We start from the raw sequence: 12,647 nt of genomic DNA, 5'->3' as shown, positions 1-12,647 counted from the left end.
AGGCTGGGACGAGTTCCCAGCCTTTTCTTATGGCTTTGTCTTGGGTCCCAGCAAATCCCTGTGTTATAATAGAAGGGAAAGAAGAAGGGAGCGCGTATACATGCAAGCTGAACGATTAGAAGCCCTAGTTCAGGGCCTCAAGGCAGCAGGGATTGCCCAACAATTAGTGACGGATCCGTCAAGTATTGCTTATTTGATTGGCTATGAGACCCAGCCGGGAGAGCGGCTCTTACTGCTCAAGGTAGCAGCTGACGGTCGTCATCAACTCTATCTCAACCAACTATTCCCGCTAGCGAGTGGCTTGGAGCACGACATAGAAGTGATGACCTACCGTGATGGGGAGCCAGTTATCAGTTGGTTGGCCCAAAGTCTGGCGCCCGGTAAAACGGGGATTGATAAGGTTTGGCCAAGTCATTTTCTCTTGGATCTGATGACGGTCCGCCAAGATTTGCAGCCTGTGAATGCTGCTTATTTGGTGGATGACCTGCGGGCCATCAAGTCACCTGAGGAGCAAGAACTCATGCAAGAGGCTTCTGCCCTTAATGATCAGGCCACCCTAGCCCTCATTAACTTGGTGGCGGATGGCTTGCCAGAATCTGAAATGGTTAGCGAATTGGCTGGCATCTATCAGCGTTTGGGTTGCCAAGGTTTCTCCTTCGAACCCATTATTGCCTACGGGGCCAATGGGGCGGATCCCCACCACGAAACTAATGACGACCGCCCTCAACCGGGTGATTCAGTGGTAATTGACATCGGCTCTTCTTACAAGGGCTACTGTTCGGATATGACCCGGACCGTCTTCTACGGGGAGCCGGATGAGGAGTCGCGGCGAGTCTATGAGACCGTGCGTCAGGCCCAAGAAGCGGCCATTAAGGCAGTCCGTCCAGGTGTGACCTTGGCCAGCATTGACCGGGCAGCGCGCCAGGTCATTGAGGAGGCTGGGTACGGGGAATACTTCACCCATCGGACCGGCCACTTCATCGGGCGGGAAGTCCACGAAGCAGGGGACGTTTCCGAGTTCAACCAAGCTCAGGCCCAAGTCGGCCAAATCTTCTCTATCGAGCCAGGTATCTACCTGCAAGGCAAGGTAGGGGTGCGGATTGAAGACTTAGTCTTGGTGACAGAGACCGGTTGCCAAGTCCTCAACCAAGTCAGCAAGGACCTGATTGTAGTAGAACCACACTTGAAATTCTAATAGTCGAGTAGCCAGAGCACCGTTAGCTCTGGCACTTTTTGTTTAGGGGAGTCAGTACTTTGACATCAAATCCTAAAAAAAAGTTAACATTACTGACATCATGCTATTTTTAGTGTATAGTAGACTTGTTGACGGTCTGTCTAAGGGACAACCGTGAGACATGACTTAAAGGAGTAGACGCTATGAGCAAGCTATCGCTCGAGAAAAAACGGAAACTGATTCAAATTCTCACTGTAGTGGGTTTGATTCTGACCGTTACGGGCTCAGTCTTTATTGCCAGTTCGCCTTATTTTAAGGAAGGCGGAGGCTTTGGAGAACTGCTTAAAAGTATGGGGATATTCGGTCCCTTACTCTTCCTCTTATTACAAATTTCCCAGACAATTTATCCCATTATTCCTGGTGGCCTACACAATGTCATTGGTGACGTGATCTATGGTCACTTTGGTGGCTTCCTGCTCAACTGTACGGGCATGGTCATCGGTTCCTGCATTAACTTCTTCCTAGGCAAACGCTTCGGATCTAGTTTCATCAAGGCCTTCTTGTCAGACAAGCAATACGACCACTATATCGCCAAAATGAATGATGGCCCAGGTTTCCGTCGCCTACTTAAAATCGGCTTCGTGGCACCCATTTTCCCAGACGATATCTTCTGTATGATTACTGGTATGTCCAACATCACCTTCAAAGAATTCGTCAAGATGGTACTGCTCTACCGGCCGGCTTCCCTCTTCTTCTTCACCTTCCTGTCCAGTGAGATCATTCAGTGGCTCTTCCGGACCTTCCTCCAGAAGGGGTGATAGGATGTTTCGTTGGCTCTTCATTAAGCTAGTGCGTTTCTATCAGTTGGCCCTATCGCCACTCTTCCCGCCTAGTTGCCGTTATAGTCCGACCTGTTCCACCTATACAATCCATGCCATTGAAAAACACGGCGCCTTCAAATAGAAGAGCAAGAGCTTGTAGGCCTTATCGGTCCTAACGGGGCCGGCAAGACCACCTTCTTCAACCTCTTAACGGGCGTCTACGAGCCAACAGAAGGGACTGTCACCTATCAACCGCTGATGGGGTCAAGACCTTGAACGGCATGGCACCTTATAAGATTAACCAACTAGGCTTGGCGCGACCTTCCAAAATATCCGCCTCTTCAAAGACCAAAGCGTCTTGGAGAACGTCATGGTAGCCATGCACGGGCACAATCATGATGCCATCTGGTCCAGCATTTTCCGACCAAGGCCTACTATGAGACAGAAGCTAAGATGAAGGCTAAAGCCTTAGAACTCTTGGAAATCTTCGACCTAGCTCAATACGCTCAAGACAAGGCTAAGAACTTGGCCTACGGTCAACAACGCCGTCTGGAAATCGTCCGGGCCCTGGCCACCGAACCTAAGATCCTCTTCTTAGACGAGCCAGCAGCCGGCATGAACCCAGCGGAAACCGCTGAGTTAACCGCCCTAATTGAACAGATTCGCCAACAATTTGCTTAACCATCGTCTTGATCGAACACGATATGGCCCTGGTTATGGAAATCTGCCAACGCATCTATGTCTTGGAATACGCCGACTCTTGGCCCAAGGCACGCCAGAAGAAATTCGTCAGAACCCAGATGTTATCCGGGCCTACCTAGGAGGTGACGCCTAATGTTACGTGTTGAGAACTTAGCCGTCAACTACGGCATGATTAATGCAGTCCGTGGCGTTAACTTCGAGGTTAACCAAGGGGAGATTGTCTCCCTGATTGGGGCCAATGGGGCTGGTAAATCGACCATCCTACGGACTGTCTCCGGTTTGATTAAGCCCGCTTCAGGGACTCTGACCTATGAAGGCCAGAACATTACCAAAACCAACGCCCAGAAGATTGTCCAACTGGGGATTTCCCACGTGCCAGAAGGCCGTCACGTCTTCAAAGGCCTGTCTGTCCGCGAAAACTTGGAAATGGGTGCCTTCTTACGCAAGGACCGCGCCAATATCGAAGAAGATATTCAAGCAGTTTATGACCGCTTCCAGTCTTGGGCGAGCGTCAGAAGCAGGATGCTTCCACCCTATCAGGTGGGGAGCAACAGATGCTAGCCATGGGACGGGCCCTTATGTCCAAGCCTAAGCTCCTCTTGTTGGATGAGCCATCCATGGGCTTGGCGCCAATCTTCATCCAAGAAATCTTCAACATTATTCAACAGATTCAAGCTCAAGGGACCACCGTCCTCTTGATTGAACAAAATGCCAAGATGGCCCTGTCCATTGCGAGTCGGGGTTACGTCTTGGAAACCGGTAAGATCGTTCTGAGCGGGACGGCCAAGAGCTCCTCGAGAGCGATGCCGTCCAAAAAGCATACTTAGGAGGTTAAGCAAATGTACGTTAAAAACTATATGTCAACCGACTTGGTGACCATCACGCCAGATACCACTGTCATTAAGGCGCTGGACTTGATGCGCCAACACGACATTCACCGTTTGCCAGTCGTAGTCAAAGGCCAATTGGTAGGGCTCTTAACAGAGTCTGTCATTGCCAAGAACTCACCTTCTACCGCGACCAGCCTGAGCGTGCATGAACTCAACTACTTGCTCAACAAGACGACTGCGGCAGACATTATGATTCGTCGCGTCATTACCACCAGCCCAGATGCCCTCTTGGAACAAGCCGCTTCCGAGATGCGCAATATGGACGTCGGTGTCCTGGTTGTCATGGACCACGCTCAATTAGTGGGGATTATCACTGACAAGGACATCTTCGAAGCCTTCATTGACATCAATGGCTACTACACCCCAGGGACTCGTTTCGTGGTAGAAGTAGTCGATGACAAGGCAGGGATTCTAGAGGACATCGGTGAGACAACTGCTAAGCATAACTGGAGCATCACCCAAATGAACGTCTACCACTTGGACGACAAGACCAATGTGGTGGTTCACGTGGATACTCAAGATTCTGAGGAAGTCGCGCGCGTCTTCCAAGAAAAAGGCTACAAAGTGTCTGGTGTCTTCGTGAAGCCGGAATAAATTTAATAGATGGAGGCTAAGAATTTCTTAGCCTCTTTTGCTTTGTATAGAAGAAAAATAGTTAAGCAAAGCGCACAAAATGGGGACTGCCTACTATTGTAAAAGCCTTTTCAAAGGACTATAATGAAGTTGTAGCTAGAAGCCGGACTCATTAGTAGATGCCTAATCAGAGAAGGGGAGAGGTGAGCGAATATGAGAACCTTTAGAAAAGTCCTATGGGCCCTAGTGGTGGCTCAGCTCTTGTTTACGCTTGTCTGTTACCTAGTGATTGCGCCTCAGCCAGTCGGCTTATTTAGTGTGGATGCGCTCAGTTCAAACTACCGGCTCTTCTTAGAGCCCTTTGCTGTCTTCTCTTGTGGCCTAGGTTTGAGTTGGTTGGCCAGATGCTATCGACACAGGAAGGGGATCAAAGCCACCTTCCCGAGACTAGTGCCCTTTGAGACCTATTTGTTGCTGGGCATGTTGGTCTATTGCCTCTTTATGTCCTTCCTAGTTCTAGATCATAGCGGCATCATGAAGATGCTGCAGGGTTAATTAAAGCATAATGGAAGTGTTGCTAGGAAGAAGGTTTGGCGGATAGTTAGAATTAATATCTTTATTATCATCATACCGAGGGTGGCAGGCGTTAGAAGAGAGATTATTTGTTGAAATACCAGTTTATTTTAAAGAGTTACCTTATTTCTTCCTTAAGCACCGCAATTGCATTCTTACATCAACTTGCATATAATATAGAGGTAACACAAGGGGTGCCGCGACTGCGGCTGAGATGGGGCTTTGCCTCGGACCCTCATAACCTGATGAAGTTAATACTTACGTAGGGATGTGGCAAGTTGAATCTGATTGATGGACTCATCCTGCGCGTCATGCCGGGATGGGTCTTTTTGATCGAGTCCAAACGCAAGTGGGTGTTACGTATTCTCAATAGAAAGGAGACGGTAACCATTAAACAGAGAGTGCATCGCTGGTTTGAATCAAGTGTGGCTTGGCTGACAGGCTTAGGACTCCTGGCCTTATGGGAAGTGACGGCTCGACTGGGTATGCTACCGCGTTTTATCATTCCGGCTCCGTCGGCGGTTCTGGCGGCTATCTGGCAAGATGCCCCTAACCTCTGGCGCAATAGTCGGGTAACCCTAATCCAGGCCTTTATTGGGCTGGGCATTGGGATTGTCTTGGCCTTTATTCTGGCGGTCATCATGGACCGCTTCAAATGGGTCCACCGGGCCCTCTACCCACTCTTAATCGTATCTCAGACTGTGCCGACGGTGGCTATTGCGCCGATTTTGGTCTTGGCCCTGGGCTATGAGATGACGCCTAAGATTGTCTTAGTCGTCTTAACCACGATTTTTCCTATTATCATGAGTATCTTAAGTGGCTTCGCCCATTGTGACCAGGATGCCTTGCAGTTGCTGAACATGATGGGAGCCAGTCATTGGCAGACCTTGCGCTATGTTAAGATACCGACCAGCCTACATTTCTTCTTTTCCGGGCTGAAGGTCAGTGTCTCATACGCCTTCGTGAGTTCGGTTGTGGCGGAATGGCTAGGGGGATTCGAGGGTTTGGGCGTCTACATGATTCAGACCAAGAAGGCCTTCGCCTACGACAAGATGTTCGCGGTCATTTTCCTCATTTCAGCACTGAGTTTGATTTTCATGGGCCTAGTTGCCTTAATTGAACGACTAGCCTTGCCTTGGCGCTCAAGCAAGGCCCCCCATATTTCCTAAGATTAGAGGAGTGACACACACATGCAAAAATGGATGAAAAAATTCGCGGCCCTGCTTGCCGGCCTATCTTTGGCTGGGACCACACTACCAAGCGTAGCCGCTCAAACAGGTGATGACAACAAGGTAGACCTGATTCTAGACTGGGTACCTAACACCAACCATACCGGGCTTTACGTCGCCCAAGCCAAGGGCTACTTCAAGGAAGTGGGCGTGGAAGTCGACATCAAACGGCCACCAGAAGGCTCAACCACTGAATTAGTGGGGTTAGGTAAGGCGGCCTTCGGAATTGCCTTCCAAGATTCTTTGGCTAAGCGATTTGCGGGTGGCTTGCCAGTAACGGCGGTAGCGGCTATTATTGAACACAACACGTCCGGTATTATTGCTAAGGAAGAAGCCGGCATCAAGGATCCTAAGGGCTTAGAAGGCCACAAGTACGGCACTTGGAATGACCCAATTGAGTTGAAGATGATGGAATACATGACTAAGAAGGCCGGCGGGGACTTCTCCAAGGCTAGCCTAGTGCCAAATGACGGCGACAATTCCATTATCGGTTTGGCTAATAACCAATTCGATGCAGCCTGGGTTTACTATGCCTGGGACGGGATTTTGGCAGGCTTCCAGAAGGTGTCCACCACCTTCTTCCAAATTCGGGACATCGCGCCAGAATTGGACTTCTACTCACCAGTTATTATTGCCAACAACGATTACCTCAAAGCCCACCCAGATCAAGCTAAGAAGGTCTTGGCAGCCATCAAGAAGGGCTACCAATATGCTATGGAACATCCAGAAGAAGCGGCCGACATTCTGATTGAAGCGGCCCCAGAATTGAAGGACCAACGTGATTTCGTCGTGGCTTCCCAAAAATGGTTGAGCGAGCGTTACGCTAGCGATCCAGCCAAATGGGGCCAGTTCGATCCAGCTCGTTGGAATGCCTTCTATCAATGGCTCTACGACAACAAACTGGTCGAAAGCGACCTAACTAAGGGCCAATACTTTAGCAATGAATATTTAGGAGCGGAGTAAGGTGCTAGAAATTCGGGACTTAGCCTACGGCTACGACCAGCAAATGGTCATCCAAGATGTGAATCTTCAGGTGGCAGCGGGCCAAACCGTGGCTATCCTGGGTCGAAGCGGGGTCGGTAAGACCACCCTCTTTAATTTAATTGCCGGTATCTTGCCGGTCCAATCGGGCTCTATCAGCTTGGGGGGACAGCCTCTGGAACCCGGTCAGGTCAGCTACATGCTGCAAAAGGACATGCTTTTCGAGCACCTGACCCTAGTAGACAATGTGGCCCTGCCCCTAGTGGTGTCTGGTGTCAAGAAGTCCCAGGCCCGCGCTGAGGCCAAGCAGCTACTGGAAGAATTCAAGCTAGCGACTTGGGCCCAACACTATCCTAAGTCCCTGTCAGGGGGGATGCGCCAGCGGGCAGCCTTCCTGCGGACTGCCTGCTTCAAGCGTCAATGGGTCCTCTTGGATGAGGCCTTTGGTGCCTTGGACGCGGTGACCCGACGCCAGCTGCATCAGTGGTTCCTTCAATACAAGCAGCAGATGGGCTGGTCAACCTTGCTCATCACCCACGATGTGGATGAAGCCCTGATCTTGTCTGACAAGGTCTATGTTATGGGCGGCAAGCCAGGGACCCTGCAAGCTGTCCACGACATTCAACTGGATAAGTCAGACTTTGAAGCCATTGGCTTTAGTCCAGAATTTCTTCATTACAAACGCCAACTACTCGATGATTTAGCCAAAGGAGTGCTGCCAGAAGATGCCCTTATTTAAGCAAGATGCGACTTACTATGCGCAAGAAGTCAAGGCCGGTCGTTTGACGGCCAGCCAATTGGTGGACTGGGCCCTCGAAAATATCCAGGCCCTCAATCCTAGCCTACATGCAGTGGCCCATGTCCAAGCCGAGAGTGCGCGGGCCCAAGCCCAGGCGCATGACCAGCTCTGGAGTCAGTTGTCAGAGTTAGAACGTCAGGAATTACCTGCCTTCTTTGGGGTGCCTATTCTACTCAAGGACTTGGGCCAACTCCAAGCTGGTGAGCCTTCCTATGCGGGCGCCCAGCTTATGGCCGACTATGTAGCCAACCAGACTTCTTATTTCGTAGAACGCATCCAGGCTTTGGGCTTTATCGTGGTAGGCCGGACCAATGTGCCGGAATTTGGCTTTAAGAATATTAGCGATGCCCAGTTTACCGGAGCAGTCAGCTATCCTGGGGATCTAACCCGTAACGCGGGTGGGTCCAGTGGTGGGGCGGCGGCTGCGCTCAAGGCTGGTATGGTGCCAATCGTCACGGCTAGTGACGGCGGGGGTTCTATCCGGATTCCCGCCAGCTTCTGTGGCCTGATTGGCCTCAAGCCTTCCCGTGGCCGGGTGCCAGTTGGCCCAGATGGCTACCGGGGCTGGCAGGGGGCATCGGTACATTTTGCTTTAACCAAGTCGGTCCGGGATACCTGGACCTTATTGGAGGGGCTGCAGGTGGAACAGTGGGCCGCACCTTACATGGTGCCGCGCTTAAGTCCTGGGCCCCTGACCTTGCCTCAGCGTCCGCTCAGAATCGCCTATCTGCTGGATTCGCCCCTAACACCTCAAGTTCGCTTAGATGTGGCTAACTTGTTGCGCCAGACGGTAGAACGATTGGCAGGCATGGGTCATGAGCTCGTCGCAGTTGACTTCCCAGTGGATGTCATAGCGGCGGCGCGTGATTATACCACCATGAATGCTGTTGAGACGGTTGCCATGATGCGAGGATTTGAGGCTAGTCTGGGTCGTGCCTTGACGCCAGACGATATGGAGCCAATGACCTGGGGCATCTACCAGGCCGGCTTGCCTTGGGATGCTGCCGATTACAGCCAGCTGCTGGGCCGTTGGGATCAGCTAGCGGCTGATTTGGAGAATTTCTTCCAGGACTATGATATACTTTTGACGCCTGGGACCAACGGGCCGGCGCCCCTGCATGGGAGCTTTGCGGCTTCGGCGGAGATGGCTCAGCGCCTCTTGAATCAGGAGGGCTTAGCCAAAGAAGCTCGCACCGATCTCATTATGGAGCGTTGGCAGGATAGTTGGGCTTACACGCCTTGGACCTTCCTCCAGAACCTGGCTGGTCAACCGGCCATCATGTTGCCTCTGGGCAAATCGTCAGAAGGCCTTCCACTGGGTGTCCAGCTATGGGCCGGCAAGGGCCAGGAACGGGTCCTCTGCCAGTTGGCGGCTGCCTTTGAAGCAGCAGGTGTCCTAGAGACAGAAATTATCGAATAGACAGCACCGAGGCTGGGACGAGTTCCCAGCCTTTTCTTATGGCTTTGTCTTGGGTCCCAGCAAATCCCTGTGTTATAATAGAAGGGAAAGAAGAAGGGAGCGCGTATACATGCAAGCTGAACGATTAGAAGCCCTAGTTCAGGGCCTCAAGGCAGCAGGGATTGCCCAACAATTAGTGACGGATCCGTCAAGTATTGCTTATTTGATTGGCTATGAGACCCAGCCGGGAGAGCGGCTCTTACTGCTCAAGGTAGCAGCTGACGGTCGTCATCAACTCTATCTCAACCAACTATTCCCGCTAGCGAGTGGCTTGGAGCACGACATAGAAGTGATGACCTACCGTGATGGGGAGCCAGTTATCAGTTGGTTGGCCCAAAGTCTGGCGCCCGGTAAAACGGGGATTGATAAGGTTTGGCCAAGTCATTTTCTCTTGGATCTGATGACGGTCCGCCAAGATTTGCAGCCTGTGAATGCTGCTTATTTGGTGGATGACCTGCGGGCCATCAAGTCACCTGAGGAGCAAGAACTCATGCAAGAGGCTTCTGCCCTTAATGATCAGGCCACCCTAGCCCTCATTAACTTGGTGGCGGATGGCTTGCCAGAATCTGAAATGGTTAGCGAATTGGCTGGCATCTATCAGCGTTTGGGTTGCCAAGGTTTCTCCTTCGAACCCATTATTGCCTACGGGGCCAATGGGGCGGATCCCCACCACGAAACTAATGACGACCGCCCTCAACCGGGTGATTCAGTGGTAATTGACATCGGCTCTTCTTACAAGGGCTACTGTTCGGATATGACCCGGACCGTCTTCTACGGGGAGCCGGATGAGGAGTCGCGGCGAGTCTATGAGACCGTGCGTCAGGCCCAAGAAGCGGCCATTAAGGCAGTCCGTCCAGGTGTGACCTTGGCCAGCATTGACCGGGCAGCGCGCCAGGTCATTGAGGAGGCTGGGTACGGGGAATACTTCACCCATCGGACCGGCCACTTCATCGGGCGGGAAGTCCACGAAGCAGGGGACGTTTCCGAGTTCAACCAAGCTCAGGCCCAAGTCGGCCAAATCTTCTCTATCGAGCCAGGTATCTACCTGCAAGGCAAGGTAGGGGTGCGGATTGAAGACTTAGTCTTGGTGACAGAGACCGGTTGCCAAGTCCTCAACCAAGTCAGCAAGGACCTGATTGTAGTAGAACCACACTTGAAATTCTAATAGTCGAGTAGCCAGAGCACCGTTAGCTCTGGCACTTTTTGTTTAGGGGAGTCAGTACTTTGACATCAAATCCTAAAAAAAAGTTAACATTACTGACATCATGCTATTTTTAGTGTATAGTAGACTTGTTGACGGTCTGTCTAAGGGACAACCGTGAGACATGACTTAAAGGAGTAGACGCTATGAGCAAGCTATCGCTCGAGAAAAAACGGAAACTGATTCAAATTCTCACTGTAGTGGGTTTGATTCTGACCGTTACGGGCTCAGTCTTTATTGCCAGTTCGCCTTATTTTAAGGAAGGCGGAGGCTTTGGAGAACTGCTTAAAAGTATGGGGATATTCGGTCCCTTACTCTTCCTCTTATTACAAATTTCCCAGACAATTTATCCCATTATTCCTGGTGGCCTACACAATGTCATTGGTGACGTGATCTATGGTCACTTTGGTGGCTTCCTGCTCAACTGTACGGGCATGGTCATCGGTTCCTGCATTAACTTCTTCCTAGGCAAACGCTTCGGATCTAGTTTCATCAAGGCCTTCTTGTCAGACAAGCAATACGACCACTATATCGCCAAAATGAATGATGGCCCAGGTTTCCGTCGCCTACTTAAAATCGGCTTCGTGGCACCCATTTTCCCAGACGATATCTTCTGTATGATTACTGGTATGTCCAACATCACCTTCAAAGAATTCGTCAAGATGGTACTGCTCTACCGGCCGGCTTCCCTCTTCTTCTTCACCTTCCTGTCCAGTGAGATCATTCAGTGGCTCTTCCGGACCTTCCTCCAGAAGGGGTGATAGGATGTTTCGTTGGCTCTTCATTAAGCTAGTGCGTTTCTATCAGTTGGCCCTATCGCCACTCTTCCCGCCTAGTTGCCGTTATAGTCCGACCTGTTCCACCTATACAATCCATGCCATTGAAAAACACGGCGCCTTCAAAGGCCTCATCATGGGCTTGGCGCGGATAAGTCGCTGCCATCCTTTTGTGGCAGGGGGCAAGGACCCGGTGCCGGACTACTTTACCTTAAGACGCTCAACCCTAGCAGATGGCAGCCCCAAGCCCCATCCCAAGGGTTGTTGTCACCACCATCACTAAGTTGAAATATTAAGCTAGGACCTCCGGGGCCTAGCTTATTTTTGTGTCTGAGTGGGTTTATGGGACCTGCCTCTTTTTTTGTGGTCTAGCTTAGGGTATACTAGTACTTGTAAACTTGATGAAAGCGAGGGAATCCTATGATGAAATCCTTCAAATCCTTCCTGATGAATGTCTTAAATGGCTCCGCCCTAGGCGTCATCGCTGCCTTGATTCCCGGGGCTCTCCTAGGAGAACTCTTCAAGGCCCTAACGCCAAGTTTCCCTGCCTTGGCCTTCATGACCCAGATTGTCAGTGCCACCAATACTTTTGTTGGCTTTGCGATCGGGGTGGCGGTTGCCATTCGTTTCGCCTTCAATCCCCTAGAGACCATCACGGTCGGCATGACCACCATGTTGGCAGGTGGTTCCCTTCAATTCCTAGAGTCTGGCCTGCAGCTTAAGGGGACGGGGGACATTATCACCATGTGTGTGACGGCCGGTCTGGCAGTAGCGGTCATTCAATTCTTGCGACCACTGGTGGGGGCTTACGCCATTCTGGTCATTCCAACCTTAACCGTCATTGTGGCCGGTGGCTTGGGCCGTGTGCTCTATCCATACTTTATCCTCATTACCGGTAAGATTGGGGAATTTATCGCCCATCTCTTGACCTTAGAGCAAACCACGCTCTGCATCTGTCTAGCCATTATTTTCGCCTTGATTATTGTATCGCCAATTTCCTCTGTCGGCATCGGGATTGCCATTTCCTTGACGGGCGTCGGTTCAGGGGCGGCCAACCTAGGGATCGTGGCTTGTGGTTTCGCCTTGGCCATTGCGGGGCGTCGCGTTAACTCCCTGGGGACCTGTATCGCCCACTTCATCGGCTCGCCTAAGTTGTCCATGCCTAACATTATCAGCCATCCTAAACTCTTGTTACCAATCTGTCTCAATGCAGGCATTATGGGACTCTTGGCCTCCGTCTTCTATATTCAGGGGACGCCGCTATCAGCAGGCTTTGGCCTCAGTGGTTTAGTAGGTCCCGTCAACCACCTCAATATCGTGGGTTGGACAGCCGGGAATGGCCTAGTAACAGTCTTACTCTTCGTTGTGGCCCCAATTGTTTTGGGCTTCGCTAGCGACTACCTCTTCGTCACCCGTCTGGGCTGGATTGACCCAGAAAACTATCGTATTACCATCTAATTCAAGAAAAG

12 protein-coding genes, 3 pseudogenes and 1 riboswitch are annotated in these 12,647 nt (G+C 51.2%); all 15 genes and pseudogenes read left to right on the top strand.

The annotated features are described in order from the left end of the window. Positions 1-100: 100 nt before the first annotated feature. The 15 genes and pseudogenes from V7R82_RS08785 to V7R82_RS08715 all read left to right on the top strand — a co-directional run bounded on the left by V7R82_RS08785 (position 101) and on the right by V7R82_RS08715 (position 12,636). Positions 101-1,195 carry an aminopeptidase P family protein gene (locus V7R82_RS08785; RefSeq protein ID WP_314237255.1) on the top strand — a complete coding sequence of 365 codons (1,095 nt, stop codon included), beginning with the start codon at positions 101-103 and terminating at the stop codon, positions 1,193-1,195. Between the two features lie 182 nt (positions 1,196-1,377). Beyond that, complete coding sequence (locus V7R82_RS08780; protein WP_268442403.1) at positions 1,378-1,992, top strand: TVP38/TMEM64 family protein; 615 nt, start codon at positions 1,378-1,380, stop codon at positions 1,990-1,992. Positions 1,993-1,996: 4 nt separating this feature from the next. After that, positions 1,997-2,128: pseudogene (gene yidD, locus V7R82_RS08775) on the top strand (membrane protein insertion efficiency factor YidD); the annotation flags it as partial. Then, positions 2,128-2,830: pseudogene (locus V7R82_RS08770) on the top strand (ABC transporter ATP-binding protein); the annotation flags it as partial. The pseudogenes yidD (V7R82_RS08775) and V7R82_RS08770, both read left to right, overlap by 1 nt. Beyond that, a pseudogene (locus V7R82_RS08765) lies at positions 2,830-3,532 on the top strand (ABC transporter ATP-binding protein). The pseudogenes V7R82_RS08770 and V7R82_RS08765, both read left to right, overlap by 1 nt. Positions 3,533-3,536: 4 nt before the next feature. Beyond that, positions 3,537-4,181, top strand: coding sequence for a CBS domain-containing protein (locus V7R82_RS08760; protein ID WP_070756322.1), 645 nt, complete (start codon positions 3,537-3,539; stop codon positions 4,179-4,181). Positions 4,182-4,373: 192 nt separating this feature from the next. Beyond that, on the top strand, positions 4,374-4,715 hold the full coding sequence (locus V7R82_RS08755; RefSeq protein WP_338542603.1) for a hypothetical protein: 342 nt from the start codon (positions 4,374-4,376) through the stop codon (positions 4,713-4,715). 198 nt (positions 4,716-4,913) lie between these two features. After that, positions 4,914-5,019: riboswitch (TPP riboswitch) on the top strand. Next, entirely contained in the window at positions 5,012-5,902 is an 891-nt protein-coding gene (locus V7R82_RS08750; protein ID WP_314237257.1) for an ABC transporter permease, read from the top strand. It overlaps the preceding riboswitch by 8 nt. Before the next feature lie 21 nt (positions 5,903-5,923). Next, positions 5,924-6,925, top strand: coding sequence for an ABC transporter substrate-binding protein (locus V7R82_RS08745; RefSeq protein ID WP_306486250.1), 1,002 nt, complete (start codon positions 5,924-5,926; stop codon positions 6,923-6,925). Positions 6,926-6,968: 43 nt separating this feature from the next. Further along, entirely contained in the window at positions 6,969-7,682 is a 714-nt protein-coding gene (locus tag V7R82_RS08740) for an ABC transporter ATP-binding protein (protein WP_314237264.1), read from the top strand. Then, on the top strand, positions 7,669-9,162 hold the full coding sequence (locus V7R82_RS08735; RefSeq protein ID WP_314237256.1) for an amidase: 1,494 nt from the start codon (positions 7,669-7,671) through the stop codon (positions 9,160-9,162). The genes V7R82_RS08740 and V7R82_RS08735 overlap by 14 nt, the downstream gene beginning before the upstream one ends. A gap of 109 nt (positions 9,163-9,271) precedes the next feature. Next, entirely contained in the window at positions 9,272-10,366 is a 1,095-nt protein-coding gene (locus V7R82_RS08730) for an aminopeptidase P family protein (RefSeq protein ID WP_314237255.1), read from the top strand. A 182-nt stretch (positions 10,367-10,548) separates the two neighbouring features. Further along, positions 10,549-11,163: a TVP38/TMEM64 family protein gene (locus V7R82_RS08725; RefSeq protein ID WP_268442403.1), complete on the top strand. Its 615-nt coding sequence runs from the start codon at positions 10,549-10,551 to the stop codon at positions 11,161-11,163. Positions 11,164-11,167: 4 nt separating this feature from the next. After that, on the top strand, positions 11,168-11,461 hold the full coding sequence (gene yidD, locus V7R82_RS08720; RefSeq protein ID WP_291428268.1) for a membrane protein insertion efficiency factor YidD: 294 nt from the start codon (positions 11,168-11,170) through the stop codon (positions 11,459-11,461). Between the two features lie 137 nt (positions 11,462-11,598). Next, positions 11,599-12,636, top strand: coding sequence for a PTS sugar transporter subunit IIC (locus tag V7R82_RS08715; protein ID WP_338542597.1), 1,038 nt, complete (start codon positions 11,599-11,601; stop codon positions 12,634-12,636). Positions 12,637-12,647 lie beyond the last annotated feature (11 nt).

The organism is Abiotrophia defectiva ATCC 49176, from assembly GCF_037041345.1.
Taxonomy (GTDB): domain Bacteria; phylum Bacillota; class Bacilli; order Lactobacillales; family Aerococcaceae; genus Abiotrophia.
The sequence above is the reverse complement of the archived record's forward strand: the minus strand, read 5'-3'. Positions and strand labels throughout refer to the sequence as shown.

Bases quoted from the DNA above. Each gene is read 5' to 3' on its own strand.
- V7R82_RS08785 (WP_314237255.1), top strand. From the start codon at position 101: ATGCAAGCTGAACGATTAGAAGCCCTAGTTCAGGGCCTCAAGGCAGCA.
- V7R82_RS08780 (WP_268442403.1), top strand. From the start codon at position 1,378: ATGAGCAAGCTATCGCTCGAGAAAAAACGGAAACTGATTCAAATTCTC.
- V7R82_RS08760 (WP_070756322.1), top strand. From the start codon at position 3,537: ATGTACGTTAAAAACTATATGTCAACCGACTTGGTGACCATCACGCCA.
- V7R82_RS08755 (WP_338542603.1), top strand. From the start codon at position 4,374: ATGAGAACCTTTAGAAAAGTCCTATGGGCCCTAGTGGTGGCTCAGCTC.
- V7R82_RS08745 (WP_306486250.1), top strand. From the start codon at position 5,924: ATGCAAAAATGGATGAAAAAATTCGCGGCCCTGCTTGCCGGCCTATCT.
- V7R82_RS08740 (WP_314237264.1), top strand. From the start codon at position 6,969: ATGGTCATCCAAGATGTGAATCTTCAGGTGGCAGCGGGCCAAACCGTG.
- V7R82_RS08735 (WP_314237256.1), top strand. From the start codon at position 7,669: ATGCCCTTATTTAAGCAAGATGCGACTTACTATGCGCAAGAAGTCAAG.
- V7R82_RS08730 (WP_314237255.1), top strand. From the start codon at position 9,272: ATGCAAGCTGAACGATTAGAAGCCCTAGTTCAGGGCCTCAAGGCAGCA.
- V7R82_RS08725 (WP_268442403.1), top strand. From the start codon at position 10,549: ATGAGCAAGCTATCGCTCGAGAAAAAACGGAAACTGATTCAAATTCTC.
- yidD (WP_291428268.1), top strand. From the start codon at position 11,168: ATGTTTCGTTGGCTCTTCATTAAGCTAGTGCGTTTCTATCAGTTGGCC.
- V7R82_RS08715 (WP_338542597.1), top strand. From the start codon at position 11,599: ATGATGAAATCCTTCAAATCCTTCCTGATGAATGTCTTAAATGGCTCC.